Raw genomic sequence first — 25,655 nt, 5'->3', positions numbered from 1 at the left:
GTGCGTCAGGCCCGCCGGGCCGCCGGGCGTCAGGACCGTCAGACCTGGGTCAGCGCCCAGAAGCCGACCGCGAAACAGGCCAGCGCCAGCAGCAGGACCGGGACCGCCACCTTCGGGGACGGTCCCGGGCGCTTTCGAGGCCCGTGGTGGGCGACGGTACGGTGCGCCGCCCGCGGTGACTGGAGTGGCTGGGCCTGCTGAGGCAGGGAGGCCTGCGGGAGAGGGGCCTGCGGGCTCTGGGCGGTGTACGGACGCGTGAGGCTGGGGTCCTGCCGTACGGCGGCGGTCTGCGCCTGCGCGTGGGCCAGCTCGGCCGCCGAGGGGTACGGCTGAGGCTGGGGCTGAGGTTCCTGTGGCCGGACCGGCGGTGGGGGGAGGTGGAAGCTGCCGGTCTCCGACATGGAGGTGGGAGGGGGCGGGGGCGTGGGGGAGGGCTGGGCAGGCGGTTGGGGCGCCGGCTCGGGCTCGGGTTGGGGCTTCGATGCGGGGGTCGGCCGGGGCTCGGGCTGGGACTTCGGCCCGGGTTCCGGCTTCTTCTCGGGGCCGGTGGGGCCGAACCCCGGGGGCAGCGGGCCGATCTGGTCGAAGATCTCGACCGGCTCCTCGTCCTCCCCGGCCTCGGGGAGGAGATCCACGGCCGTCGTCAGCGCCTTGCGCGCCCCCGTGGCCGTACGGAACCTGGCGTGCGGGTCGGGCTGGACGAGCCCCGCCAGGACCTGCCACAGCGGCTCCGGGATGCCCTGCGGCGCCCCCGGGGTGCCGTGCGTCGCGAAGTGCTCGACGAGCGCCTTGGAGTCGGGTTTCTGACCCTGCAACAGGTAGAGCGCGACGAGGCCCACGGCGAAGAGATCGGCGGGGAAGTCGGGCTCAGCGCCCATCAACTGCTCGGGCGCGAAGTAACCAGGCGTTCCCACCACGTAGTTGGTCTCCGTCAGCCGCGGCTCCCCCTTGCGCATGGAGATGCCGAAGTCGGAGAGGCGCAGGTGCGGCCGCGCCGTTCCGGTGGCGTCCAGCAGGATGTTGGCCGGTTTGATGTCGCGGTGCACGACCCCCTCCGCGTGCACCGCGGCCAGACCGGCGAGCAACTGATCGAGCAGGGTGCAGACGAAGCGGGGCGGCAGCGGGCCGTAGTCGCCGATGACGTGCGCCAGCGACCCGCCGGTCACCAGGTCCATGGTGAACAGCACCTTGTCGTCGTCCGCCGCCCAGCTCGCCGGGGCGAGGACGTGCGGATGATCGATCCTGAGCGCCTGCTCGCGGACGAACCGCAGCAGGGTGTGCGCGTCGCTCTGCTGGAGGACCTTCGCGGCCACGTATCGGCGGCGCCGATGGTCCCAGGCGCGCCAGACGGCGCCCACACCGCCTCGGCCGATCGGGTCGATCAGCTCGTACCGCCCCGCGAAGACCTCACCCATGGCGCCGCGCTCGCTCCCCGTCGTGGTGTCCGGCGGACTTCCGCCGCGTCCTGCCCGTACCGCTTACCGCTGCTCTAGCTCTGGTGCGCCTCGTAATGGGCGACCGCGTCCGCGGTGCGCCCGGCACCGTAGACCCTGAGGAACTCTGCCAGTTCGGGCTGGGTCGGGGCGAGGGAGTCCGCCGCGTCTATGATGTCGCCGGCCGCGGCGACCGACCGCAGCAGGGACTGGATCTCCCGCACCACCCGGCGCACGGTGGGCGCGCCCGAGCTGTTCGTCGTCTGGCCGGTCCCCGTCAGGACGGAGCCCCCCTGGGACTTCTTGATCTCCTCCATCCGGTCGGTGGCCTCCCCGGCGCTGACGCTGCCGTCCGCCACCTGGCCCGCCAGATCCTGCAGCGCCTGCACGCGCTGCACCACCGCCGGGTTGCCGATCTTCGCGCGCTGGCCGCTCATCAACTGTGAGAGCATCGGCGCCGACAGTCCCAGCACGGCCGCGAGCCGTGCCTGGTTCAGACCCAGGTCGTCGATCAGCCGGCGGAAGAGCGCCCCCAAAGGCTCTCCGTACCAGCTTCTCTGGAGCTCTCTGGCTCTGGCAGTCGATTCCTGCTGTGCGGCATCCATGCGCGTCTCCCCATCGCTTCCCCAATGCGGCAGCTTCACTGCTGCGAACCTCGTGGGGCATCTTACGGAGCGTGGTCGCGCACGGGGAGCCCCAATCGTTTTGCGGGATCCCCCGGTACACCCGGTACTCTGGTGCCCGGTGATGGGAGAGCCGATCTCTGCTGGTCGGCGTACCCGCCCGTCCCGGGGCCTTAGCTCAGTTGGTAGAGCGCTGTCTTTGCATGGCAGATGTCAGGGGTTCGACTCCCCTAGGCTCCACTTCATCAGCCCCTCTGGCCTGCGGAAACGTGGCCGGAGGGGCTTTTGCGCGCGCGGGGTGTCGGTGCTCTGCCGGGCGAGCGCGCGTGCCGATATGAGTGTACGTTCGTACGCTTCGGCGGGTATGGTCGTCGGCATGCCGACGGACTACTTCGCTGACGACCCGCGCACCAACCTGGAGCGCATGCGGGCCGGCGACCCCTACATCGCCGACGACCCGGAGATCGCGAGCAGGCAGCAGCGCGCCATGCGGCTCGCCGCCCGCTACCAGACGGTCTTCCTGGAGGGCGCGGGCGAGGCGCGGGCGGTCCTGGAGGAGCTGCTCGGGTCGGTGGGGGAGGGCGTCGAGCTGCGGCCGCCGCTGTACGTCGACTACGGCAGCAACATCACCATCGGTGCCCGTACCTTCGTCAACTACCACTTCACCGCGCTGGACGTCGCGGCGATCACCATCGGTGAGGACTGCCAGATCGGGCCGAACGTCCAGCTCCTCACGCCGACCCACCCGGTGGAGCCGCAGCCGCGGCGCGACAAGCTGGAGGCGGCCCTGCCCATCACGATCGGGGACAACGTCTGGCTCGGCGGCGGCGTCATCGTCTGCCCCGGCGTGCGCATCGGCGACAACAGTGTCATCGGTGCCGGAGCGGTGGTCACCAAGGACATCCCCGCGAACGTCGTCGCGGTCGGCAACCCCGCCCGGCCGATCCGCACCCTCTGAGGCAGGTCACGTGGCCACCGGACATACGGACCCGCAGCGCCGCGAGCGCATCCTCGCCGCGACCCTCGACCAGATCGCGGAGGAAGGCGTGGCCGGCGTCTCCCACCGTAAGGTCGCCGCCCGCGCCGCCGTCCCCCTCGGCTCGATGACGTACCACTTCAGCGGCATGGACGACCTGCTGCGCGAGGCCTTCACGCGCTTCGCCGACCGGATCGTGGCCGTCTTCGAGGAGCACCTGGGCCGTGCGGACAGCCCGGAACAGGCGCGGGAGGCCGTCGCCGACCTGGTGCACACCCTCTCCGAGGGGCCCGGCCGCGACCTGATCCTGACGCAGGAGCTGTACACCCTCGCGGCCCGGCGCCCGGAGTACCAGGAGCTGACCCAGGCGTGGATGCGCCGCAGCAGGCGTCTGCTGGAGCGGCACTTCGACCCGGACACGGCCCGTCAGCTCGACGCGCTCATCGAGGGGCTCACCCTGCACCGGGCGCTGGACAACGGGGCACCGCACGGCCGCGAGCTGACGCTGCGGGCGGTCACCCGTATCACCACCGCCGTCTAGCGGCGGTTCACGAGCGGCCCGTGGGGCGCGGACCTGACACCGCGCCCCACGGGCTTCATTCGGTCCCTGGGCGATCCCGTCGTACGGCGGCGCGGTCCTCGGGCGCCGGACGTGCTCAGCCCGCCCGGGGGCGCAGCACCCTCGCGAGCAGGATCACCGACAGCCCGGCGAGGGGTACCACCAGCAGGCCCACGCGCAGACTGGTCGTGTCGGCGACGACCCCGACCACCGGCGGGGAGACCAGGAAACCCAGACGCATGAGCCAGGAGACGATCGTCAGCCCCGACCCCGGTTTGAGGCCGGGCAGCTCGTCGGCCTCGTGCATCGCCGCGGGGATGAGTGTCGCCACCCCGAACCCTGCCGCGGCGAATCCCAGGATCGTTCCTGGCAGCGTCGGCACGGCCAGCGCCAGGCCCATGCCGACCGCGGCGATCAGGCCGCCGGTGCGGGCCACGGTGCGCTGCCCGAAGCGGTCGACGAGCCGGTCGCCGATGATGCGGCCGATGAACTGGGCGCCCACCAGCGCGATGTAGCCGCAGGTCGCGAGCGCGGCCGAGGACTCCAGGGCGTCGGAGAGGTACAGCGCGGCCCAGGAACTGCCCGCGTCCTCCACGAGCGTGCCGGCCGTGGCGATCACGACGAGGGCGGCCAGCACGTATCCCGTACGCGGTGAGCCGCCCGCGCTCTCGGCGGACCGCCGGCGTGCGCCCTCGTCGTCCTCCGGCTCGCTGTCCGGGCCGGTCAGGCAGAACCGCCGGGCGACCACGGCGGCGAGGGCGAGGACGACCGCCGAGATCGTCAGGTGCTGCCCTCGCGACAGGTCCAGCGTGATCGCGCCGGCGGCCATCAGCCCTCCGGTGACGGCGCCGATGGACCAGATCGCGTGGAACGCGTTGATGATGGAGCGCCCGTAGCGGCGCTGCACGCGCAGGCCGTGCGCGTTCTGCGCGACATCGGTGAGCGCGTCCATCGCCCCGGCCAGGAACAGCGCCGCGGCGAACAGCGCCACCGACTCGGCGAGACCGGCCGCGAGGATGCCCGCGCCGCTCAGCAGGGTGCCCGCGACCGCGACCCCCGCCGAACCGAGCCGGCGGACGAGCACCCCGGCCGCGAGACCGGCCGCGATGGCCCCGGCCGGGAACGCCGCGACGGCCAGCCCGTAGGTGGCGTTGCTGATCCCGAGATCGGCCTTGATCTGCGGATACCTCGGCAGAAGGTTGGCGAACAGGGCGCCGTTGGTGAAGAACAGCACGGCCACGGCGGCCCGCGCGCGCCGCTCGGCGCGGGTGGGCCGCACCCCTATGTCAACAGTCATGCGGGCGACCTTAACCCCGAGTGCGTACGAACGTACACTCCTCTTGGTGAAGATCTCGTCCCGTCGCTCCGGTACGGCCGCCTCCGGCGCCGCACGGTGGGGAAGCGGTGGAGCAGCCGTACGTCACTGATCCCGGCCCGCTTCGCGATCTCCCGCGGCGGGGCCCGGTTCTCCCTGGTGGAGGAGGAACCGGGCCCCGGCCGGAAGCGCTGCCCTGCCGTCGGGGTCAGCCGAGGGCTCTCATCGATCTCCAGTCGGTGTTCAGGGCGACCTTGACCGGCGCGTTCGTGTTGGTCTTCGACGGGTGGTAGATCCGCATCTTTCCGTCGACGCCGGAACGGGCCCAGATGTCGGGGATGCCGTCGTCGTTGACGTCGGGGATACCGAGCGCCGTCGAGACGTTGGCCTCGGTCCAACTGGTTCCGTACGCGACGTCCCCGTTGAGGGAGTTGGCCGCCAGCTTGAGTGATTCGAGGTCGGCGCCGCCGCTGCCCGAGCCGGGCTTGCCGTGGCGGACGTACATGTTGCCGTTGTCCAGGTTGCGCCACAGCAGGTCGGGTGTGCCGTCGCCGTTGATGTCGGCGACGTTGACGATGTCACGGCGGGCCCACGCGTCGACGTTCATCAGCGTGGCCGTCCGGAACGTGGCGCCGGTGTAGCCGGACAGGACCCAGAAGGCGGGGCCGGCCCGCAGGACGAGATCGGGGAGTCTGTCGCCGGTGATGTCGCCGACGGCCTTGATCTGGGTCCAGGTGGAGGGGGCGGGGGCGTCGGCGGGGAGCAGGATTTTGATCCGTTTGCCGATGTCGAAGCTGCCGTAGCCGTCTCCGGGGTAGAGCCAGAAGCCCCCGTCCGGGGTGACGGCGAAGAGGTCGGTGATGCCGTCGCCGGGGTAGGCGTCCCCGTAGTGGGTGATCAGTGCGGTCCTGCCGGTGGTGGGGTTGTACCAGTGGTTGGCCGGGTGCAGTTGCTTGTCCGAGGTGTACGAGGCGCCCAGGCAGTCGTTCAGCCCGCCTCCCGGGAGCCCGACGCAGGTGTACAGATCGCCGGTGCTGTCGATGTGGAGGATGTCGGGGATGCCGTCACCGCCCGTGTCACCGGGGCTGTCGCCCTTGTCGCCGGGCTGGACGTAGAAGGTGTGGTTGGTGACGGCGCTCTTGTTTCCGAACGAGTCGTAGGCGTACACCTGCAGTGAGTTCGGGCCCGAGTGCGGGGGCTTCAGGGCGGGAATGGTGGCGGTGCCGTTGGTGGCCGTCAGATCGGTCCAGCTCAGGCCGTCGATGCCGTACTGGAACTTCGCCGCGCCCGACGAGGTGAGCGTGACGGCGCCGGTCCCCGGGAACTTGACGGACGCCCAGGTCAGGCCGTCGTCGGTGGCCTCGGGGAAGACGTCGCTCTCGACGGTCGGCGGTGGCGGGGCGGAGCCGTCGACCGTGAGGGTGCACCGGTTTCCGCTGGTGGGGTAGTACGCGGAGACCAGGCCGCCGGAGTCCTCCGCCCGTACGTCCCAGTAGTAGACGCCCTTGTCCGCGAGGGTGCTCGACGGGACGGTCAGTGTGCCCTTGCCGCTGGACAGGCTGGTGACGAGGGTGCCTGCCGGGGTGCTCGCGCCCGACTTCCAGAAGCGGAAGCGCAGCCCCTTGAGGTTGCCGTCGGGGTCGGAGGACTTCGCCGACAGGACCAGGTTGGTCTTGCCGATCGTCGCGCCGCCCGTGGTGGTCTTGCAGGTGCTGCCGGGGGTGGAGGTGACGCTGCTGGGCACGGCCGGCTTGCGGTTGTAGACGACGGTCAGCTCCGCCGAGGTCGCCCGGAACTTCCGCCAGGTCTGGGTGTCGCCCTCGCTGGTGGCCTGCATCCCGAAGGTGATGTTGGACCAGCCGCTGTCCGCGCCCTTCTGCGCGGCCGACTTCACGTTGAACTCCTCGTAGTCGTCGGGGCACTGGCTGGACGACCAGCCGTGTGCGAACGACTTCTTCTCGATCTCGCTCGACCAGCTCGGCTGCTTCTTCCACGTGGTGCCCGAGGAGATCGCCCCGGTCAGCCAGAACTGGAACTGCCGTTCGTCGCACGACCACGAGTGGTTGTTGAGCACCTTGAACTTCGCCGAGGTGACCGTCGCGCCCTTCAGCGCGGTGCTGTACCTCATCCGCCAGAAGGAGCGGGCGGTGCCGCCGGTGTCCTTCTCGTAGCCCACCCGAGCGTCCGACGTGCCCGAGCTGAAGTTGGTGCCGTTCCAGAAGCTGGTGTTCGGGTACGGCTTGTAGGCCACGGTCCAGGCCAGCCAGCCCGCGTTGAGCGTCGGGTCGACGAACACCGGGAAGCGGGCCTCCGGATCGCTGAGCAGGCCGGTCTCGCCGACCTTCACGTCGATCCGCGCCGTCCCCGTCCCGTCGCCGGCCAGCTCCATCGGCGCCGGGGCCTGCCGGGCCCCCGGCTCGATTCCGTTCAGTCCGGACAGCTTCAGTACGTCGGCCGGGGTGGCGACCGAGGTACGCGGCTCGTCCGTTCCTCCGCCCGTCCCCTGGCCCGTTCCTCCGTCCGTCTCCCCGCCCGTCTCCCCGTCCGTCTCCCCGTCCGTCTCCCCGTCCGTCTCCCCGCCCGTCCCCTCGTCCGTTTCCCCGTCCGGTTCCCCGGGCGCCTCCGGGTCGTGCCCGCTGGAATCCCAGGCGAACGGCGTCGGCACGGACCCGACCTCCTTGCCGGCGGGGTCCAGCACCAGGATCCGGCGCGCTGTCGCGTCGTACCGGAAGACGGCCGTCGACGATCTCAGTCCGTACGACATCGTCGTCAGCGCCTTGTTCTGGGCTGCCTCGCGGTCCTTGACGATGAGCAACTGCGCGAAGCCGCCCTCCTCCCGCGCGACCAGGAGCAGGTCGACGCCCGGCAGCGCCTCGGAGTAGAGGGCGCGCGGGCCGTCGAGTACGGGCTCGGGCAGCTCGCCCGGCCAGGTGTAGGAGATGACGTGGCCGTGGACGACCGTCTCCGCCAGCACGGTCTCGCCGGACGGAAGCTGATCGTCCGCCAGGGACGGCCTGGCGTACGACCGGTTCGCGCGGGTCTCCCCGCCGGCGGAGGTGCCGTCGGCGAACCGCAGCGGTACGGCCGGGTTGACCGGGTGGACACCCAGGCCGTCGGGGTCGCTCTCGGTGCGGCGCAGGCGGTTGTCGATCGGTGCCCACCGCCCCTCCGCGTTCTTCGCCCGCCGGGGCAGCACGGCCATCTGGGTGCGCAGTTGGCCGTCCGGCTGGACCCAGGTCATGTCGGTGGCGGTGGTCGCCGTGTCGACGACCACCGCTTTACCGGTGCGTTCGGCCTCGGCCGCGGCGGCGGCCCGGTCGCGAGGGGCGGTGGCCGTCTTCCGTACGTCGGTCGCCTTGCGGGCCTGAGGCGGTGACGGGTCGTCGGGTTGCCACCAGGGCAGCAGGGCAGCGGTCAGTGCGGCCAGAACCAGGCCGAGAGTGAGCGTCAGCCGGGTGCGTGTGCGCACGAAGGGGCTGAGAAAGCGGGGCGGCGCGGACACGGCGGTCTACTCCCGGGTGAACCAGGCGGATGAGGACATGGGCGCGGACACGATCACACGATTCACACAGGTCGTCCACGTATAAAGAATTTATGAATCCGTGATGGAGCCTTGGTGTGCTCTTGGTCATCAATCGTGAATGTCGGATTTGGATGATCTTGATCGGGGGGTGTGCGGCGGTAGAGGGGAGTCTCTGTTGGTCTGGGCCATTGGGCTGTTCAAACGATGATTTGGCGGTGATTTTCATGTGAGGCACTTCACAGAGAGTTGTTTCCTCGTCACGCAACGCCCTTGAAATCTGTGGCGCTCATGACAGAAGGTGCGGACCGCCTCTGTTGTTTTTTGCATCGCCTGGGTGGGGTCGTCGCGTATGCGTGTTCAAGGTCCACTGTCCTGGCTGGGTCGAAGACGCCTGGTCAGGACGGAATCACAACGACGGCGCCGGCGGCATGCCCGCATGGCGACCGTCCTTCTGCTGTCCACGACGCTGACCGTCACCTGCCTGGGCGGCAGCGCGTTCGCGGTGCCCGGCCCCGGCATGAGCCGGTCGTTCGAGCTGCCCGAACTGCCGGAGAACACCGCGGTCGACGGTGATGAGGAGGCCGACAAGAGCCTCACCACCGCGCCCGAGGTCCCGGTCGACCCGTACACGCCGACCGCCGTCACCCCGTGGACCAAGGGCAGTGGCGTCGCGACGCTGAAGGCGGACACCGCGCCCGGCACCACCGTCCCGGTCGACGAACTGCCGATCGCGGTCGGCGTGCCCGAGGGCGCAGATCCGGCCGCCCTCGCGGGTGACTGGAAGGTCGACCTGGCCCCGCCGGCCACATCCCAGGACGCGGGCGTCTCCGGCATGATCATGCGGGTCACCCCGCCGGCCACCGCCGACCCGGCCGCGCAGGTCGCGCTCGCCGTCGACACGACGGCCTTCGCCGACCTCTACGGGCCCCAGGCCGCCGACCGCTTCGGCCTGATGCTGCTGCCCGACTGCGTTCTGGACGCCCCCGACACCGGCGACTGCGCCGCCGAGGGCGCCACGACCATGTCCGGCACGCCCGAGGAGAAGGCCGAGCGGCTGAGCAGCTCGGTCGAGGTGGTCCCGGCCGCCGAGGCACCGACCCGTACGCCCGCCGCGAAGAAGGCGGCCACCCGCAAGATCCTCTCGGGCTCGGTACCGGTCGCCGAACTGCTGGCCGGCGACGCGGCCGGCTCCGGCGACACGGGTGACGCGGGCGCGACCGCCTCCGGCGCTTCGGTCCGTACGGCGTCCACCTCCACCTCCGTACTCCCGGCCGTCGACGCCTCCGGCCCCCAGGTGGTCGGCGCCCTGGACACCGGCTCCTCCGCCTCCGGCGACTTCACCGCCACCCCGCTGCTCTCCTCGGGTTCCTGGTCGGCGGGTTCGTCCTCCGGCGCGTTCACCTACGGCTACCAGGTGCAGGTCCCGGAGTCCGCGGGCGGTCTGACGCCGAAGGTGAACCTGAGCTACTCCTCCCAGTCGGTGGACGGCCGCACCTCCGCCTCCAACAACCAGGCGTCCTGGATCGGCGACGGCTGGGACTACAACCCGGGCTCGATCACCCGCACGTACGCCACCTGCCGCGAGGACTCCAAGAAGTCCGGCTCGAACAACGCCACCCACCGCACCGCAGACCTGTGCTGGGGCTCGAACAACGCCACCCTCTCCCTCGGCGGCATGACCACCGAGCTGGTGTGGGACGACGGCAAGTGGACCACCGCCAACGGAGACGGCGCCAAGGTCGAGCAGATCAAGGACGACTCCACCGGCAACGGCGCGCGGAAGGGCGAGTACTGGGTCGTCACCACGCGCGACGGCACCCGCTACCACTTCGGCCAGCACAAGCTGCCCGGCTGGTCGAGCGGCCAGCCCGTCACCGACTCGGTCCTGACCGTCCCGGTGTACGGAAACCACTCGGACGAGGACTGCTACAAGGCCGGTGACTGGGCGGGCTCCTGGTGCACCCAGGCCTGGCGCTGGAACCTCGACTACGTCGAGAACGTCCACGGCAACGCCATGTCCTTCTGGTGGAAGAAGGAGGGCAACCACTACGCCCGCAACTTCAACTTCAAGGCCCCGGTCGGCTACGACCGCGGCGGCTGGCTCGACCACATCGACTACGGCCAGCGCAACACCAAGGGCAGCGTCTTCACCTCCCCGGCCACCGAACGCGTCTCCTTCGCGGTAGCCGAGCGCTGCCTCAGCGAGGGCGCGCTGACCTGCTCCGAGGAGAACTTCACCGACAAGGATCCGGGCAAGTACCGCATCTGGTACGACACCCCGGCCGACCTGCGCTGCCAGTCCGGCAAGAAGTGCTGGAACGCCGGCCCGTCGTTCTGGACCCGCAAGCGGCTGACCTCCATCACCACCTCGTCCCAGCGCCTCGCCACCACCTCGGCCCGCCAGGTGGTCGACACGTACGCCCTCAAGCAGAGCTTCCCGGTCCTGAAGACCGGCGCCAACACGGCCCTGTGGCTGGAATCGATCCAGCGCACGGGGTACGCCAGGAAGGGCTCGACCGACGACAGCGTCACCCTGAACCCGGTGCGCTTCGAGTCGAACGCCGAGGACATGCCGAACCGCGTGAAGAACGACGCGCGCCCCGGCTTCTCCCGGCTGCGCGTCGCGCGTGTCATCAACGAGTACGGCGGCGAGACCGTCGTCACCTACAAGCAGCCCGAAGGGCAGTGCGCTTCGGGCACCGGTCTGCCCGGCAAGAAGGACACCGCGGCGCTGAAGGCCAACATCCGGCTGTGCTACCCGTCGTTCTGGAACCCGGACCCCGAGGCCGAGGACATCGACTGGTTCCACAAGTACGTGGTGGACACCATCGAGGAACTTCCCAACGTCGACGGGGCGTTCGCGACGCAGACCGCGTACGCCTACGAGAACGCGGGCTGGAAGCTCGCCGAGGCCGAGTTCACCAAGAAGTCCACGCGCACGTACGCGCAGTTCGCGGGCTTCGAGCAGACCACGGTCGTCACCGGCGCGGACGAGACGTCCATCGGCAGCAAGAAGTCCAAGTCCGTCACCCGCTACTTCCGCGGCATGGGCGACACGGTTCCGGTCAAGGACATCACCGGCGCCGAGATCGCCAAGGACCTGGAGCCCTTCGCCGGCCGTATCGCCGAGGAACTGACGTACACCAGCGCCTCCGACGCGGACACCGACTGGCTGTCCCGCAGTGTCACCGTCCCCGCCGCCACCGAACTGGCCAAACGGGACCGGGGAGACGGCCTGAGCCCGCTGCGCGCCTGGCGCGTCACCGAGCCCGAGGAGTTCGCGTACACCCGCTCCTCCGGTACGGGCGACGACACCCGCACCCAGCGGACCGTCAGCTCCACGACCACCTACGAGCCGACGCACGGCCTGCCCACCCAGGTCGAGTCACTCGGCGACACCGGCAGGAGCGGCGACGAGTCCTGCACCCGGCTGGAGTACGTCCACCAGACCGCCAGGAACCTCATCGGCCTCACCAAGCAGGTCCTGGTCTCCCCGACCACCTGCGCCGCCGCCGACTTCACGAAGCTGTCCACACTGAGCGGCGCGACGCGCACCGCGTACGACGGCCAGGGGTACGGCACCGCGCTCGCCGCCGGCACCCTCGGCGAGGCCTCCCAGACGTGGTCCCTGAACGGTGAGGGCACCGGCTTCCAGAGCGACGGCCGCTCCGAGTTCGACGAGGTCGGCCGTGTCGTCAAGCAGTACGACCCGGACGGCAACGCCGGCACGATCACCTACGACCCGCCCACCGGCCAGGTCTTCACGGTCACCGAGACCAACGCCGCCGGCCACTCCCAGAGGCAGGAAATGGAGCCCGGTCGCTCGACGACCCTCCGGACCACGGACGCCAACGGCCAGGTCAGCGAGGCCACGTACGACCCGCTGGGCCGTATGAGCGAGGCGTGGGGAGCGGGCCGCACCCCGTCCTCCTCGTCCGTCCCGGACTTCCGCGCGACCTACACCATCCCGCGGTACGACGAGGACAACCCCGACCGCAAGCCGCCGTACGTCACCACCAGGGCGCGCGGTCACGAGGACCGGATCGAGACCTCCGTCACCCTCTACGACGGTCTCGGCCGCGAGCGGCAGACGCAGGAGGAGGCCGACGGCGGCGGTCACCTGATCACCGACACCCTCTACAACACGTCGGGCGAGGTCTGGCAGACCAACAACGCCTACCTCACCCAGGACGCGAAGCCCGGCGAGCTCTTCACCCCGCTCGCCGACACCGCCGTCCCCAACATCACGCGCTACACGTACGACGGCCTCGGCCGGGCCCTGGCGGAGACCCCGGTCCTGAAGGTCCTGGACCCGCTGACCGGGGAAGCCACCTCACAGCCGGTCCCGGCGCGGGCCACCCGCTACGAGTACGGCCAGGACTGGTCGAAGGTCCTCAACCCGGCCGGCACCTCCGACTACCGCGTCTACACCGACGCCCTCGGCCGCACCTCCCGCGTCGACACCTTCGACCCGGAGGCCCAGAACGGCTTCACCTCGATGCGGTACGCGTACGACCGGCACGGCCGCATGGAGAAGGCGACCAGCTCGGCCGACACCGCGCACCCGTGGAGCTGGACGTACGACAACCGGGGCCGCCAGGTCACGGCGACCGACCCGGACACGGGCACCACGACGACCACGTACGACGCCCGTGACCGCGCCCTGACCACAAAGAACGCCAGGAACGTCACCGTCTGGAACGGCTACGACCTCCTGTCGCGGCCGACCCAGCAGCGCCTCGACGGCTCCACCGGCAAGCTGCTGGCCGCCTTCGACTACGACAAGGCGCCCGGCGGCAAGGGCATGCCGTACAGCGCGACCCGCTACACCGACGGCGAGGCGTACACCCAGAAGGTCGACGGCTACACCAAGGACTACCAGCCGACCTCGACCACCCTCACGCTCCCGAACTCCCTGAAGGGCGCGTGGGGCCTGGAGACGTCGTACACCTACGGCTACGCGTACACGGACACCGGCATGCTCCAGGAGGCGACGCTTCCGAAGGCCGGCCGGTTCGACGCGGAGAAGCTCGTCGTCCGCTACAACGAGGACGGCAAGCCGCTCTCCCTCTCGGGCAAGGACTGGTACGGCGCCGAGACCGTCTACGACTCCTACGGCCAGGTCCAGCGCTCCACGCTGGGCGCGCAGCCGAACCGGGTGTGGACGCAGGCGACCTACGACGAGTCCAGCGGCGAGCTGAGCGAGCAGGCGCTCTACCGCGAGCAGACCGGCGACCAGAGCGTCGTCACCGGCAACCTCGTCTCCAAGCGGGCGTACACCTACGACCCGTCCGGCAACGTCACCTCGATCCGCGAGCACTCCACCGGCATCGCCGAACGCCAGTGCTTCTCCTACGACCCCCTCGGCCAGCTCAAGACGGCCTGGACCGCCAAGGAGCAGACCGCCTGCACGGCCCCGAAGAACAGCGACGGCTCGCTGAACGTCGCGGCGGGCAAGGACGAATCCGGCTACTGGCAGGAGTACGAGTACGACCTAGTCGGCAACCGCAAGAAGCTGACCGAGAAGGACCTGACGGGCGCGACGGCGAAGGACGCGGTCACCTCCTACGCGTACGGCAAGGACGGCGCCCAGCCGCACACGCTGACGAAGGTCTCGAAGGCCTACACCACCCCGGAGGGCGCGCAGGTCAAGGCCGAGGCGGAGCGCCTGTACGAGCTCACGGGCGAGACCAGGTCCATCACCTCGTCCGAGAACGGCGACAAGCAGGAACTGTCCTGGACCTACGACGGCCAGGTCGAGCGCATCACCGGCCAGGGCACGGGCGGCCGGACGCCGTACGTCGGCCTGGCGGACAAGTGCCTCGACCTGAAGAGCGGCCTGACGACGGCCGCCCAGCCGCTCCAGCTCTACGACTGCAACGCGTCCCAGCCCCAGAGCTGGCGCTTCACGCCGACGCCGGGACAGGCGGACGCCAACCGGGGCGCACTCATCGTCTACGACGACTGGTGCGCGCAGCCGGCCGCCAACACGGCGGGCTCGGCGCTCGGGATCCAGAAGTGCGACGGCAAGGCGGCGCAGGAGCTGAGGCGGACGGCGTCCGGCCAGCTCACGCACATCGCCTCGGGCCTGTGCGTGACGGTCAAGGACGCCGCCTCGGCGAACGCGACCCCTCTCGTGCTGGCCACCTGCGCGACCGGCAAGGCCGAACAGCAGTGGGCCGCGCAGAACGACACCCGGTACGTCTACGGTCCCGACGGCAGCCGACTGCTCTCGATCAAGGGCAAGCAGGCCACGCTCTCCCTCGGCGACACCGAGGTCACGGTCGGGGCGGGCGGTGTCCTGAGCCACACGCAGCGCACCTACGCGGCGCCGGGCGGCGCGGTCATGCGGTACGCGAACGGCCAGGGCGCCGAGCAACTGGTCGCCCTGGCGGGTGACCACCAGGGCAGCACCTATGCCGAAGTCGCCCTGACCAGCACGAACACGGTCCGTATCCGTAAGCAGGACCCGTTCGGCAACCAGCGCGGCACCAGCACGGTCGGCGCCAACCTCCAGTCCCACACGGGCTTCCTGGGCGCGACGCGCGACGACTCCTCCGGCTTCCAGCCGCTGGGCGCGCGGTTGTACGACCCGCTGGTGGGCCGCTTCCTGTCGGCGGACCCGGTCCTGGACCTGAACGACGCCCTCCAGTCCAACGGCTACGCGTACGCCCACAACAACCCCGTCACGATGTCCGACCCGACAGGTCTGGCCATCTCCCTGACGGCATCGGAGCGCGCCGCGGCCCTGGCCGGCGCGGGCCTCTCGGCGGCCCAGGTCTCCCAGGCCCAGGCCATGATGGGCAAGTCCCTCACCTCGGTGATCCTCGCGGTGGCGTGGGACACCCTGAAGGACTTCATCGGCATCAACGACGCGATGTCGTGCTTCGGCGGCGACATGTGGTCGTGCGGCAGCCTGATCATCGGGGCGATCCCCTGGAGCAAGCTGGGCAAGATCCCCTCGGTGCTGAAGGCGGTCAACCGCACCATCAGCGCCATCCAGTCCTTCCGCGTGGCCAAGAAGGCGGCGGAACTGGTCCTGAAGGCGGCGAAGGCGGCCGAAGCGGCGGCACTTCGGGCCAAGAAGGCGGCGATCGAGAAGGCGAAGAAGGAAGCCGCCCAGAGAGCCAAGAAAAAGGCCGCCGAACAGGCGAAGAGAATCGCCGACAAGGCAGCGGCCCAGGCCAAGAAAACCGGCAACGCGGTCCAGAAGCAGGCGCAGGCGAAGGCGGCCCCGAAGGTCTCCACGCACAAGGCATCCAGTGGCGGCGGCGGAGGCGGCAAGGCCGGCGGCTCCAAGCCGGGCGGCAAGGCCGGCGGTTCCTCCCGCACCAGCGGAGGAGGCTCCAGCGGCAGCGGTGGCTCCGGCAAGGCCGACGGTGGCTCCTGCAAGGTCGGCAACAGCTTCGTGGCGGGTACCAAGGTCCTGATGGCCGACGGCACCACCAAGCCGATCGAGCAGGTGAAAACGGGCGACAAGGTCGTCGCGACCGACCCGAGGACGGGCGCGACCCGCGTCGAGACGGTCACGGCCGAGATCAAGGGCCAGGGCCTGAAGCACCTGGTCGAGGTCTTCATCGACACGGACGGCGAGAAGGGCACGAAGACAGCCCAGGTCACGGCGACCGACGGCCACCCCTTCTGGGTCCCCGAACTCGGCGAATGGATCGACGCCACCGACCTCCGATCCGGCCAGTGGCTACGTACCGGCGCGGGCACGCTCGTCCAGATCGCGACGGTCGAGCACCGCACGGTCCCGGACGAAACGGTCTACAACCTCACTGTCGGTGACCTCCACACGTACTATGTGGTGGCGGGGGCCACGGCGGTCCTGGTCCACAACTGTGGCAAGAAGCTCAACGATGTTGCCCTCGGAACGTCGGACCACGGGCTGGAGGACTGGGCGAATGACAACGGTTACACCCATTTCATGGGGGAGACACGTGATGGTTCCATCTCGAGCGCCGCAGATGCGATGAATTACCACCCTGAGGCCACCATCCACGTACGTCTTGACGGATTCACGCTGGAGAACAGAAGGTCGGGCAATCCGGCGGAGCTATTCGACTCCGCAGTGCAGCAGGGGCACGGCGATAACTGGCTTACGACGCAACGGGAGATGGCGTTCCTGGAGCGAGCCTTCCGGGTGGGGAACCTTGACAGCAGTCGACTCAGGTTCTACCTGGGGGGTAGTGACATCACTTCGGAGGTCCTCAAGGGTTCCAAGTACCTAGGAGGTTCGTAGTGACCTTGGTCGCGGCCTGGGAGAGGCCGTTTCGAATGTGGCATTTCTCGGTGAGCTTCAACTCGCTGCTGCTTCGCAGCCTCCGCGATGACGCCTCTCCGGCTCGAGTGGATGTTCTTTTCTCGAACGTCTTCTTTCTCCAGATGTCCACGACGTGTTCGCGACTTGAGATTCGTACGGGAGAAGGCCTTAATCCGCCGAAGGTGGAGATTCCGGCCGGTACTCGTGGGCAGTGGTACACCATCAATTCAGGGAAGGGGTACCTCTATGCCACCCATTGCGAATGGCACGAGGACGAAGGCACCGCGATGTCCCCGTCCCGCTTCGGTCCTCTGAGGAGGACGGACTGAACTGAGTCTCCCGAAGTCGCCTCGATCAAGAGGTGAGCAGGGAGGTCTGTGAAACGGGCTGCATCATGTCAGCAATGACATGATGCAGCCCGTCGGGCTTTGGCCTGCTGGTTCCGGGGTGGTCGGATTCGGGTGTCTGTCGTGATCCGTTTCGGTGAGCCGAATGGGCGTGAATCCATTACCGGGTTCAGGGATTTCGCTCCTGGGGATGACGTAAATCTTCCCGGGTCTCGGCTGTATATTGCTGACGAGAATAACAGAACTGAGGAGATAAGGAACCGCGTTCCGGGTGGGCGGATGCACCCGGATACACTCAGTGAAATGATGATTGGAGGAAGCTAGTGGAGGTATGGGTCGTTCGGCTGGAGTCCTCCGTGCATTCCACGGCGTACGTGCTGCGTGGGAATGGTGAGCTTCCCGAGAGGACCTGGGTATGCCTGCGGTCAGGCGGTGCACGGGAGCGGGGTCCCGTGGGGCAGAAGGGTTGCGCCGCGACCCTGGCAGGGGCGGCAGAACAGGGCAACGAGGGGCTGGAGGAGATGGCGGCGCAGCGCCGGGCGGACGAGGAAGCGGTGCGGCTCAGCGGCAAGAGCGACGACGAGGTAGCCGCCGAACTCGAAGCCGCCGAGGAACGGTTCACCAAGGCGAGCGCCGAGTTCGAAGCCGCCACCGCCCACCGCAACGCCATGCGGGCCGTCATGGAGCAACGCAAGCGCCTCAGCGGTAACTACACGCCCGAAGAGCAGGCCGCCAGCGTCCAGCGCCTATACGACCGGCTGAACGAAGGCAGAAGCCGACGCTGAACCTGCCGCACCCGGCGGAGCGGCAGGACGCGTAGCACGGGGAGTGTTGTTCAGAGTTTCTTTACTTGATCAAGGGCGTCCCGCTGACGCGGGCCGCCGCGCGCCGGCGGTCGGTGCCCGCCGCCCGCTCCTGTCTGCCGCCCCGCTGGCGACGGCCGCCGACCACTCGGCGCGCAGAGCCCGGGAGCGTAAGCCGGACTACCAATCGGAAGCCCCGGTCCGACCGCTCAGCAGCAGACTGGCCGGGCACCTGAGAGGCCGCCCGGCGGGCTCGCGCCGTCCCGGACGCCCATGCTTGCTGCCTGGCTGGGGGCCTTGACGATGAAGATAACGGGGCTGATGCCGGCGCGGGGTTGAGCGAGACACACGTGACGGGTGATCGGTCGGCACGCCCGCCGTCGTGGCTGACTTTCTGTGGAAGAGGCCAGAACTCCCACAGCCATGAGCACCGCACGCACGTGAAGGCCCGTCCCTGCCGGGGCTGACGCGTGCGGGGGAGCCTCGATCGGCTGCGCCCGGCAGGGACGGGAGTCGGGTGGGTCAGCGCAGTGCGGCGCCTGGGCGAGCGAGGCGAGTCACGTCTGGCGCCAGGTCCGCCAGGGGCGGGTGATGATCTCCTGGTAGGTGTGGTGGGACGGGTTCTGGCCGCAGTGCCGGAGTATCCAGTCCTGCGGTTCGGCGAAGTCCTCGCTTGTCGGCGAGGTCTCTCCGTCCACGGCGCACTGCATCGCGTAATGGACCGGCTCCGCGTCCGGCTCGCGGTCGGGCTGGAGCGTCCAGGTCTCGTAGCGCAGGATCGAGCGCGGGGTCACCGTCCCCACCTCCGGTTGGCCACGGCCACCTTCGCGCTCAACTCCTCCGTCGGAGTCGGCGTACGTACGTCCTCGGGCGGCACGTCCCACTCCCGGCCACCGCGCGGTGGCCGAAGCTGCACGTACGTCCCCACGTGCCCCATCACCACGCCCACCTTGTCGCTCCGCCGGTCGACCACCAGGGCGCCGGCATCGGGCGAGACGGTGTGCCCGTCGGCATCAGGGGTGGGGGCCGTCATCGTGACCGCCCCGGCGAGGCGGCCCGCGACCGGGCGTCCAGTCGCAGGGCGGGAACACATGGGGTGGCGCTCATTCGCACGGTGACGCTCCTCGGCGGCGTTGATGCGTGCCCTGGGCCTGTTGGTGCCGCAGGGTCGGCACCGATCCTCACGCCGGTCACCAGGACGAAGGAACCTCCACCAAACCCCATTACGGGACGTCCCGCACCGTGTAGAACGTCCCTGGTGCCGTCCTGGGACGAAGGGGGAGACTCGTGCCGAACGAGAGACTACGAGCCGTCATGGCGGCGGGGGGCTGGACGTACGCCGCACTGGCTCAGGAAGTCGAGGTCGACCCCAAGTCGGTCGAGCGCTGGGTGAACCTCGGGCGTATCCCGTGCCGTGCCACCGCCTTGCAGGCGGCCAAGGCCCTGGGAGAAGACGTGCACGCACTCTGGCCGGCGCGCTCCGCCAGGCCCGCCCCGCCCGCGCCATCAGCCCCGAACTGGTGGCGCTCTACGAGCAGCGGGCCGACATCCCCGTCTCGGCGCTCACCGACCTGATGGCCCAGGCCCGGGAACGGATCGACATCCTCGTCTACGCGGCCGTCTTCCTCCACGAGGCGTATCCGCGGCTGAACGAACTCCTCACCGAACGCGCCGCCGAAGGCTGCACCGTCCGCATCGCGATCGGGGACGCCGACAGCGACAGCGTCCAAGCCCGCGGCAAAGAGGAGCGGTTCGGCCATGGCATCGAATCCCGCTGCCGCCTCGCCCTCATGCACTACAGGCCGCTCGCCGGCGCCCCCGGCATCGAAGTTCGTACCCACGGCACCACGCTCTACAACTCCCTCTTTCGCGCCGACGACCAGTAACTCGTCAACGCCCACGTCTGGGGCGTCAACGCCTACGCCGCACCCGTGTGGCATCTTCGCCGTCACCAGAAGGGCGGGATGTTCGACACCTACGTCGACAGCTTCGCCGCCGTGTGGGCGACGGCAACCCCAGTACGAGAGGAAGGCTGACCGTGGCGCGAACCGAGTACTACGACGACCCCAGCGCACCCAAGGCGAACAGCATGGTCGTCGCCGCGTCCGCCGTCGTCACCGACGTCCACGGGCACATCCTTCTCCAGCGCCGCCGCGACAACGACCTGTGGGCCCTGCCTGGTGGGGGCATGGACTTCACCGATTCCCTGCCGGGCACGGCTGTCCGAGAAGTCAGGGAAGAGACCGGCCTCGATGTCGAGATCACCGGCTTGGTCGGCACCTACACCGACCCGAAACACATCATCGCCTATACCGATGGCGAAGTTCGGCGCCAGTTCAACGTCTGCTTCACCGCTCGCATCACCGGCGGCCAGTTGGAGATCTCCGCCGAGTCCACCGAAATCCGGTTCGTGCCGCCGGAAGAGATCGAGCAACTGCCGATGCATCACACCCAACAACTCAGGCTCCAGCACTTCCTGGAACAGCGCGAGAAGCCATACCTGGGCTGAACCGTCTGACGGCAGTAGTGACGGCAACAACCTCGCACAACCGCAGACGCCCACGCACCTCACCGGACCAGCAAACTGTGCTTGACCTGCGGAAAAGCAGGTAGAGGGGTCCGCGTAGCGCACGTACTATGCGCTGGCAGGTGCCACTCCGGTACTTGTGCACAATTGCGGTGGCGGCACCACGGTCTATCGGGGAGTTGCGGAAGTGAGCGGCGAAACCGGCGGCCCCAACCCTGCCTTTGATGATGCGGTGGAAGGAATTGCAAGGCCACGCGGCGGGGACTCGACGCCTGAGATGCACCATCTCGGTATGACCGATAGTGACTACACCAGCTGGACCACTAGTCCCGCTGCCGCTATTCGGGCGGCTACCCGAGGTGGAGGTAGTGGAGTTGTCATTAGAGCCACTATCCCCAGCAGACGTTTCCACGTCCATGTAAACGATCAGCCATGGGTCGAAGATGACCTTCGCGGCGAGGCCGAAGTGATCATTCAAGGGGTCATGCAAGGTCGAGCCAGGGCGGCATGGCCAGGTGCGCGACTAGAGGATCTCCGGTTCTGATAATTAAGATCTGGTGGGCGGTACCTGCGGGTACCGCCCGCCGGCGTTCTCAATGGAGTCGTCTTGGCGAGTGTGCAAGAAGTGCCCACTTTGAAGATTACGGAGCTGCTTCGAAGTGCCAAATGTCAGTCGTTGGCTTTGCTGCCGCCTCCCGTTCTGTCGGAAATCCTTGAGGAGGTATCCGGTTTGATCCACGTTGGAGTTGGGCCGAGGTCCACACTTCGAGGCACGTATCGAGACCGGTATTCCACACTGGATGAGTTCCGGAATAATAGATTTGGATGGCGGGACTTTTTTGCAGTTCTCGACGAGGATGGCCCCCCGGTTGGCCTATTCGCCGTCCGGGGGGGTGGGTGGAGCTTGATTGCTCTTACCGACGAAAGTGTGAAGGGCGTTCTGGCGGCTTTGGTGGCGCCACCTCAGTCCTTTGAATGGCCGAAGGGTGCGGAACGTGCCTGACAGGCTCCGGTCCCGATGACGGCAATGCTGACGGCGACGTCAGTGGACGACGGCTGCGGCTGGTGGGTCGTCGTTGCCGTCGATGGCTTCGCCGAGTGCGTTGCTGAGGGTGTCGATGGCTTGGCGATGGAGTCGGAGTCGTACGTGCGCGTAGACGCCGGGGCAGTGACGCCGATGTGGGCGTGGCCGAGGAGTTCCTTGATCACGATGAGGTCGACACCCTGTTCCAGGCGCAGGGTCGCGACCGAGTGCCTGAGGTCGTGGAAGCGGATGCGTCCCGCTGGTGAGTGACGGCAACGCCGATGTCCGAGCACTCGGCGCCGATGACCCGCGACGTATCTGAGTATCTCGCGAGCCATCGGCGCTCCTGGCTTGACGGCCGGCTCCCCCGCTGACTGCGGCCCCGTGTTCTCCTCGCCAGGCAAACGTTGCCGGACGCGGTGCTAAACGCGGTCGGCTGCGATCAGGACGTACTGGAAGGAGCCGTCCTTGTAGGAGTTGATGAACGCCTCCTCGATGCCGGTGACCAGTGAGGAGGTGGCCCGCAGTTCCCAGTAGGGCAGGGTCGCGGGAGTGAGGTCGATGACGGCCTGCGGGACGAGGCGGTTGTCGGCCATCGCGCGGAGGTATTCCCGGCGGGAGTGGATGTTGCATTCGAAGTGCGCGTTGATCTGGGAGACCCACTTCGACGGCTGGCCGTACCGCGGGTTCCAGCAGCCGGTGACGGTCACATAGCGGCCGCCCGTCGCGAGGACCCGGGAGTGCTCGGCGAAGAGGTCGTGCAGATCGACGTACATGGACGACTCGTTGTTCCACGAGGCCGCGGCCTGCCCGGTTTCGATGGGCGTGCCGAGCATGTTGCAGACACGGGCCCGGACGTGGTCGTCGATGCCGAGTTCGCGGGCGCGCCGGTTGGCGAAGTCGGCCTGCTTGGCCGAGAGGGTGACGCCCTCGACCTTGCAGCCGAAGCGCTGGTGGGCCATCACCATCGAGCCGCCGCGGCCGCAGCCGGCGTCGACGAGTGTGTCGTCGCGGTCGATGGGGCCGAGGTGGTCCAGGAGGAGTTCGGCCTGGGCCGATTCCAGGCGGTGGAGTTCGGCGATCAGCTTCTTCTCGTACGCGCTGTTCTGAGGGTCGCCAAGAGCGTCGTGGTCGACGTCTCCGATGCCGTAGTGGTGGTGGTAGAGGCCGTCGACATCGCCGAGCCGCAGGTTCACGGGCCTCGCCTCGCCGTCCCAGTAGCGGGCGATGTCGCCCTGGTAGGGCGTCGCCGGGGAGGGGATGAAGACGGAGGAGCCGGTGGTGGTGAGTTCGGTGCTGGTCACAGATGAATCCATTCTTCTTACCAGAAGTCGGGCAGGCTGTAGCGGTAGGTATTGGTCTGGTGCCAGTAGTGGTTGCCGTCGACCCACGCGGCCACCCCGCGCAGGAAACGCTGCACGCTGGGGACGGGGCAGGCGGCGCCGAGGGCCGCGGCAGCGGTCTCGAAGTCCCGCATGAGTTCGTTGTGGACCTCGACGGCCTTCAGGTAGGCCTCGCGGTCGGAGGTGTTCTCGCGTTCGGCGATCACCACGGGCAGGTTCAGGTGCCGGCCGGGGGACGCGAGTTCCTTCGTGTACGAGTACAGGTCGTTCACGATGGTGGTGGCGTTCGAGGCCAGCGCGATGACTCGCTGCATGGCGGGCTGGGCGTGCAGGTCCGTCGGGAGTTCGTAGCCGCCGACGGTGTCGGTGATGGTGGGGCAGGGACGGAAGTTGTTGAACTGGCGCATCGCCAGGTACTCCCACACCTCGGGGACGTGGTCCTGCTGGGCCCAGGCGGCCTCGGCGAGGTATCCCATGTGCAGCCGGGCCATGTCGTGGCGGTACCGGTCGGCCTGGGAGGGGCCGGCCTCCTGGAGGAAGTACTCCATGGCGGAGCGGTAGGCGCGGCGTGGCGCGTCCGACTGGAGCGACTGGGCCCACTGCGGCTGGTACTCCGCCGTCGTGTGCAGGGGGTCGAGGGTGGTGTGCGCCAGCAGGAGGCGTCCGCCGAGGCCGACGGGTGAGCCTCCGTGGTCCTCGCAGTAGCAGTCGTCCACCGCGTTCTCGGCGACCATTAGGCGCGTGGCCAGCATCAGGTGGTCGACGGTGGGGGCGTCCGGGTGGCAGGCGACCATGTAGCGCCCCACGGAGAAGCCGTCGAACTGGTCCTCCCAGTCCCCGGGGAACAGGTCCACCTCGTCCAGCGCCCAGGCCTTGATCCTGCGGCTGACCTCCTCGACCCGTACGGGGTCGGGCTCCGCCACCGGGTGGTGGTAGAGGCCGGGGATCGCAATGCCTTCCGCCGGTGAGGACGAGAGGGCGGGTAAAGGTGTCGGCGGCTCCTCGCGCGGGGGGAAGCGCAGGCTCGCCGTGCCCAGGCCGCTGGGGCCGCCCAGGATCCGTCGCAGGTCGGCGGCGGGGACGTCCACGGGGGGCGGGGCGGGTGAGGAGGACGCCAGGGGCGGGGCCTCGGTGGCCTTGAGGGCGCGGGCGGCGGCGTCGGCGAGGACGTACGCCCCGAAGTGGGAAGCGGCCGTGGGCAGGCTCGACTGCACGGGGAAGAGCTCGGGGTCGGGCATCCGGGGCTCCTTGGCGGGGTGGCGTGGGGGTATGTGGTGCGGGCGGGTGTTCCGGTTTCGGGCACGCTCGGCCGAGCCACCTGGGAGGGGCCGGGTGGCTCGGCCGGATCGTGAGGGTGCGGTGCCGGGGTGTACGGGCTCGTGCGGCCCGGCGCGGTCCGGTCCGGCGCGGTCCGGACGGGTGCCCTAGTCGTGCCTGCTGGCGATCTGCACGTTCTCCAGTACGCCGAGCGCGTCGGGCACGAGGACGGCGGCGGAGTAGTAGGTGGTGACCAGGTAGGAGATGATCGACTTCTCGTCGATCCCCATGAAGCGCACGGACAGGCCCGGCTCGTACTCCTCCTGGAGGCCTGTCTGGCGCAGTCCGATGACGCCCTGGTTCTCCTCGCCGGTGCGCATGACGAGGATCGAGGTGGTCTTCTCCTTGGTGATGGGGATCTTGCCGCAGGGCAGGATCGGGACCCCGCGCCAGGCCGGGACCTGCTGACCGCCGAGGTCGACGTGGGTCGGGTAGAGGCCGCGGCGGTTGAACTCACGCCCGATCGCCGCGATCGCCCTGGGGTGGGCGAGGAAGAACTTGGAGCCGCGGCGCCGGCAGAGGAGTTCGTCGAGGTCGTCCGGGCTGGGCGTGCCGGAGTGGGTCTGGATGCGCTGCTTGAAGTCGGCGTTGTGGAGCAGACCGAACTCGCGGTTGTTGATCATCTCGTGCTCCTGGCGCTCGCGCAGCGCCTCGATGGTGAGCCTGAGCTGTTCCTCGGTCTGGTTCATCGGCCCGTTGTAGAGGTCGGCGACCCTCGTGTGGACCCGTAGAACGGTCTGGGCGAGGGAGAGTTCGTACTCGCGCGGGTTCAGTTCGTAGTCGACGAACGCGCCGGGCAGCGCGGGCTCTCCGGTGTGGCCGGCCGACAGGGCGATCTCGGCCTCGCCGTGACGATTCTGCCGCTGGAGGGGGAGGGCGCTGAACCGTTCGACGTGGGCCTGGAGGCCCGGCGCCGCGGACATGATGGCGGCGAAGTCGGTGCGGGACAGGGTGAGCAGCGTGCCGGCGGTCTCGGCCGTGGCGGTGTACTCCCACCGGGCGTCCGCGTCCAGCAGGGCGTGCTCACCGAACCGGTCGCCGTCGGCGAGTACGGCGACGGCGACCGGTTCGCCGTACTTGCCGGCGGTGGTCTGGCCGACGCGGCCGTGGGCGATCAGGTGGATCCGCTCGGCGGGCGTACCGTGCTCGACCAGTGTTTCGCCGGCCCGGAAGTCGCGCTGGACGCACCGGCCGGCGATCGCGGTCAGCACCTCCAGGTCCTCGAAGCCCTGCAGCAGGGCCAGTTCGCCGAGCTCGCGGGGGATCACGCGGACGTCGGCACCGTCCTGGACGAACTCCACGCGTCCGTCACCGACGGTGTAGCTCAGTCGGCGGTTCACCCGGTAGGCGCCGCCCTTGGTCTCCACCCAGGGGAGCATCCGCAGCAGCCAGCGGGAGGAGATCTCCTGCATCTGCGGGGCGGACTTGGCCGTGGTGGCGAGGTTGCGGGCCGCCGCCGTGCCGAGGCTGGACTGCGGAGGCAACTCCAGAGGTGCTTCCTGGCCGGTTTCAACAGTCATCGGGCGCGCTCTCCTTCGTGAAGGCGGTGGCCGACGGGGCTGGCGCGGCACCGGAAAAGAAAGAGGGAAAGAAAGAGGG

At 69.1% G+C, this 25,655-nt stretch carries 14 protein-coding genes, 1 tRNA gene and 2 pseudogenes; 7 read left to right on the top strand and 10 right to left on the bottom strand.

Features of this window, described 5'->3' with window-relative positions; all coding sequences use genetic code 11:
- Window positions 1-38: 38 nt before the first annotated feature.
- Both ACFXPL_RS11070 and ACFXPL_RS11065 read right to left on the bottom strand, forming a co-directional pair.
- Window positions 39-1,415: a protein kinase gene (locus ACFXPL_RS11070; RefSeq protein ID WP_384915994.1), complete on the bottom strand. Its 1,377-nt coding sequence runs from the start codon at window positions 1,413-1,415 to the stop codon at window positions 39-41.
- A gap of 74 nt (window positions 1,416-1,489) precedes the next feature.
- Window positions 1,490-2,038: a helix-turn-helix domain-containing protein gene (locus ACFXPL_RS11065; RefSeq protein WP_384915991.1), complete on the bottom strand. Its 549-nt coding sequence runs from the start codon at window positions 2,036-2,038 to the stop codon at window positions 1,490-1,492.
- Between the two features lie 185 nt (window positions 2,039-2,223).
- Here ACFXPL_RS11065 and ACFXPL_RS11060 point away from each other — a divergent pair.
- The 3 genes from ACFXPL_RS11060 to ACFXPL_RS11050 all read left to right on the top strand — a co-directional run bounded on the left by ACFXPL_RS11060 (window position 2,224) and on the right by ACFXPL_RS11050 (window position 3,573).
- Window positions 2,224-2,296: transfer RNA gene (locus ACFXPL_RS11060), tRNA-Ala, on the top strand.
- Window positions 2,297-2,432: 136 nt separating this feature from the next.
- A complete protein-coding gene (locus ACFXPL_RS11055; protein ID WP_384915988.1) occupies window positions 2,433-3,014 on the top strand; it encodes a sugar O-acetyltransferase in 582 nt (193 codons plus the stop codon).
- A gap of 10 nt (window positions 3,015-3,024) precedes the next feature.
- Window positions 3,025-3,573: a TetR/AcrR family transcriptional regulator gene (locus tag ACFXPL_RS11050; RefSeq protein ID WP_384915985.1), complete on the top strand. Its 549-nt coding sequence runs from the start codon at window positions 3,025-3,027 to the stop codon at window positions 3,571-3,573.
- 115 nt (window positions 3,574-3,688) lie between these two features.
- Here the strand turns inward: ACFXPL_RS11050 and ACFXPL_RS11045 are convergent, their stop codons facing one another.
- A complete protein-coding gene (locus tag ACFXPL_RS11045; RefSeq protein ID WP_384915982.1) occupies window positions 3,689-4,888 on the bottom strand; it encodes an MFS transporter in 1,200 nt (399 codons plus the stop codon).
- A 226-nt stretch (window positions 4,889-5,114) separates the two neighbouring features.
- Window positions 5,115-8,375: a DNRLRE domain-containing protein gene (locus tag ACFXPL_RS11040; RefSeq protein WP_384915979.1), complete on the bottom strand. Its 3,261-nt coding sequence runs from the start codon at window positions 8,373-8,375 to the stop codon at window positions 5,115-5,117.
- A 490-nt stretch (window positions 8,376-8,865) separates the two neighbouring features.
- Here ACFXPL_RS11040 and ACFXPL_RS11035 point away from each other — a divergent pair, with 490 nt between their 5' ends.
- Both ACFXPL_RS11035 and ACFXPL_RS11030 read left to right on the top strand, forming a co-directional pair.
- A complete protein-coding gene (locus tag ACFXPL_RS11035) occupies window positions 8,866-16,674 on the top strand; it encodes a polymorphic toxin-type HINT domain-containing protein (RefSeq protein ID WP_384915976.1) in 7,809 nt (2,602 codons plus the stop codon).
- An 820-nt stretch (window positions 16,675-17,494) separates the two neighbouring features.
- Complete coding sequence (locus ACFXPL_RS11030; RefSeq protein WP_384915973.1) at window positions 17,495-17,827, top strand: hypothetical protein; 333 nt, start codon at window positions 17,495-17,497, stop codon at window positions 17,825-17,827.
- Window positions 17,828-18,402: 575 nt separating this feature from the next.
- Here ACFXPL_RS11030 and ACFXPL_RS11025 read toward each other — a convergent pair.
- Entirely contained in the window at window positions 18,403-18,648 is a 246-nt protein-coding gene (locus ACFXPL_RS11025) for a hypothetical protein (protein WP_384915970.1), read from the bottom strand.
- On the bottom strand, window positions 18,636-18,878 hold the full coding sequence (locus tag ACFXPL_RS11020) for a hypothetical protein (protein WP_384916092.1): 243 nt from the start codon (window positions 18,876-18,878) through the stop codon (window positions 18,636-18,638). The genes ACFXPL_RS11025 and ACFXPL_RS11020 overlap by 13 nt, the downstream gene beginning before the upstream one ends.
- 281 nt (window positions 18,879-19,159) lie before the next feature.
- Here ACFXPL_RS11020 and ACFXPL_RS11015 point away from each other — a divergent pair.
- Together ACFXPL_RS11015 and ACFXPL_RS11010 are read left to right on the top strand one after the other, a co-directional pair.
- Window positions 19,160-19,881, top strand: a pseudogene (locus ACFXPL_RS11015) (XRE family transcriptional regulator).
- Window positions 19,882-19,883: 2 nt separating this feature from the next.
- Window positions 19,884-20,354 carry an NUDIX hydrolase gene (locus tag ACFXPL_RS11010; protein ID WP_384915967.1) on the top strand — a complete coding sequence of 157 codons (471 nt, stop codon included), beginning with the start codon at window positions 19,884-19,886 and terminating at the stop codon, window positions 20,352-20,354.
- Between the two features lie 1,060 nt (window positions 20,355-21,414).
- Here the strand turns inward: ACFXPL_RS11010 and ACFXPL_RS11005 are convergent.
- The 4 genes and pseudogenes from ACFXPL_RS11005 to ACFXPL_RS10990 form a co-directional block, all read right to left on the bottom strand.
- A pseudogene (locus ACFXPL_RS11005) lies at window positions 21,415-21,650 on the bottom strand (tyrosine-type recombinase/integrase); the annotation flags it as partial.
- A gap of 168 nt (window positions 21,651-21,818) precedes the next feature.
- On the bottom strand, window positions 21,819-22,700 hold the full coding sequence (locus ACFXPL_RS11000; RefSeq protein WP_384915965.1) for a geranyl diphosphate 2-C-methyltransferase: 882 nt from the start codon (window positions 22,698-22,700) through the stop codon (window positions 21,819-21,821).
- Between the two features lie 17 nt (window positions 22,701-22,717).
- Window positions 22,718-23,977 (bottom strand): family 2 encapsulin nanocompartment cargo protein terpene cyclase, encoded by a 1,260-nt coding sequence (locus tag ACFXPL_RS10995; RefSeq protein ID WP_384915961.1) that lies wholly within the window; start codon window positions 23,975-23,977, stop codon window positions 22,718-22,720.
- A 186-nt stretch (window positions 23,978-24,163) separates the two neighbouring features.
- The gene (locus tag ACFXPL_RS10990) at window positions 24,164-25,576 is read right to left on the bottom strand and encodes a family 2B encapsulin nanocompartment shell protein (RefSeq protein ID WP_384915957.1); all 1,413 of its coding nucleotides are present in this window, start codon (window positions 25,574-25,576) and stop codon (window positions 24,164-24,166) included.
- Window positions 25,577-25,655: the final 79 nt, after the last annotated feature.

Source organism: Streptomyces sp. NPDC059092, assembly GCF_042756365.1.
Taxonomy (GTDB): domain Bacteria; phylum Actinomycetota; class Actinomycetes; order Streptomycetales; family Streptomycetaceae; genus Streptomyces.
The sequence above is the reverse complement of the archived record's forward strand: the minus strand, read 5'-3'. Positions and strand labels throughout refer to the sequence as shown.

Coding starts and splice junctions, on each gene's coding strand:
- ACFXPL_RS11070 (WP_384915994.1), bottom strand. CDS start 1,415: ATGGGTGAGGTCTTCGCGGGGCGGTACGAGCTGATCGACCCGATCGGC.
- ACFXPL_RS11065 (WP_384915991.1), bottom strand. CDS start 2,038: ATGGATGCCGCACAGCAGGAATCGACTGCCAGAGCCAGAGAGCTCCAG.
- ACFXPL_RS11055 (WP_384915988.1), top strand. CDS start 2,433: ATGCCGACGGACTACTTCGCTGACGACCCGCGCACCAACCTGGAGCGC.
- ACFXPL_RS11045 (WP_384915982.1), bottom strand. CDS start 4,888: ATGACTGTTGACATAGGGGTGCGGCCCACCCGCGCCGAGCGGCGCGCG.
- ACFXPL_RS11035 (WP_384915976.1), top strand. CDS start 8,866: ATGGCGACCGTCCTTCTGCTGTCCACGACGCTGACCGTCACCTGCCTG.
- ACFXPL_RS11020 (WP_384916092.1), bottom strand. CDS start 18,878: ATGACGGCCCCCACCCCTGATGCCGACGGGCACACCGTCTCGCCCGAT.
- ACFXPL_RS10995 (WP_384915961.1), bottom strand. CDS start 23,977: ATGCCCGACCCCGAGCTCTTCCCCGTGCAGTCGAGCCTGCCCACGGCC.
- ACFXPL_RS10990 (WP_384915957.1), bottom strand. CDS start 25,576: ATGACTGTTGAAACCGGCCAGGAAGCACCTCTGGAGTTGCCTCCGCAG.